At 61.0% G+C, this 1,408-nt stretch carries 2 protein-coding genes and 1 pseudogene; 1 reads left to right on the top strand and 2 read right to left on the bottom strand.

Translation table 11 applies throughout. The features are described from left to right. A pseudogene (locus tag EOD07_RS34375) lies at window positions 1-321 on the top strand (hypothetical protein); the annotation flags it as partial. 41 nt (window positions 322-362) lie between these two features. On the opposite strand, the gene EOD07_RS34370 reads toward EOD07_RS34375, so the two are convergent. Together EOD07_RS34370 and EOD07_RS34365 are read right to left on the bottom strand one after the other, a co-directional pair. Beyond that, window positions 363-938, bottom strand: a complete 576-nt coding sequence (locus EOD07_RS34370; protein WP_127238349.1) for a Fic family protein — start codon at window positions 936-938, stop codon at window positions 363-365. A 6-nt stretch (window positions 939-944) separates the two neighbouring features. After that, window positions 945-1,250, bottom strand: coding sequence for a hypothetical protein (locus EOD07_RS34365; RefSeq protein WP_127238348.1), 306 nt, complete (start codon window positions 1,248-1,250; stop codon window positions 945-947). Window positions 1,251-1,408: the final 158 nt, after the last annotated feature.

The raw sequence follows: 1,408 nt of genomic DNA, 5'->3' as shown, positions 1-1,408 counted from the left end.
GAGACCTTCCTCGACGAGTCAAGCCCGGCGCTTGGCGGTTTCTTCAGCCGGATGGTCTCGGGCGGGTTCGCCGCGATCCTCGAAGCCTATCATTCGCCCGGCGATATCGAGGCCGAATGGGAAGCCAGGAACCGGGCCGCCGAGGCGCTTGCCCGCCGCGCCGAGACGATCGACGCCAGCGAGGCCGAATGGCTGGCCGAGCGCGTCGGCGGCGGCCAGCGACCGCTGCGCGACAACGAGCGCGCGCTGCTGACGCTGATCAGGCACGCTTCGCCACAAATCCATCCGGCGCTGAAGCCGCTGCTGGATAAGGTGGCGTGAATTCCTGGCTACCGCGCTTCAGCCACGTCGGTTGGATCCCTTCAGGCGATGATGTCTCGGATCAGCCGAGTGAGAGGGGCTTCGTCGCCAGAAAAACTGTCGATCATCGCTCCCATGACTCGGTCTCGCTGTAGTTGGTCGTCGTCGAATCCATACCCCGCGTTGTCCGCCAGCATGGCCAGAAACGCTAATTGGGTGCGGCCGTTGCCTTCCCGAAAGGGATGGACTGCATTGATCTCGGCAAGAATGTGCGCTGCACCGGCGGCGAATATCTCCGCCGTTTCACCGACGTAATGGTTCGCCGCCGAGAGCTCTTCAAAAATACGATGCATCTCGGCGTCGATGTATTCCGGGTAGCAAAACCAGTTGCCGCCCTTGCCGATGCGAATGGCGCGCGGTTCGCCGGCCCATGTATAGACATCCTGAAACAGGTGACGGTGCAGCGCCAGATAATGCGGGTAATCCAAATCTCCCGCCGGAAATGCTTCGTCGGCGCGGGTTAGGAAAAGTGCGAGCTCGAACTCATCAAGCTCGGCTTGGTCGTGAATGTCCAGAATGTTACGCAGGACCGTCGTGCCGGGATAGCATAGCGGGTCGGTCTCGGCGGTATAGACCAAGGTGCGTTACTTCTTGCGCGGTTGGTCCTTGATGAGCTTGCGTCGCTCATCGCCGCTTAGCCCGTGCCGCGAACTTTGCTCAAGGATATGCCCCATACGCGAACTCAGCTTCATGCCCTCGACTGCGCTGATTTTGGCGCCGCGCCCACTGGTCAGGACATATTGCCCATTTTTCGCCGTGCGGTCCGATTTGAGGGAGTTTTTCATCGATTCGAAGATACCACAAGCAGACCAAACGGGAACCCATTGTTTGGCATCTGAAATGACGCCGTCCCAGTCGCAGCCGCCAATGGGCGAGGGAGTGGCGCTCAAGGCCAGTCCGGTCGTCTGCGGGTGACGTTCCCGGCGCTTTCCGATCTCGCCGCTGCCAGCAAGGCACCGTTGCACAAGCCGCCGCTATTGCTTCGGCTTGGCCTGGTCCGGCTTGGCTGAGGTATCGAAGCGCGACATCCATTTGAAGCCCCCGAACC

This window comes from Mesorhizobium sp. M2C.T.Ca.TU.002.02.1.1 (assembly GCF_003997225.1).
The sequence above is the reverse complement of the archived record's forward strand: the minus strand, read 5'-3'. Positions and strand labels throughout refer to the sequence as shown.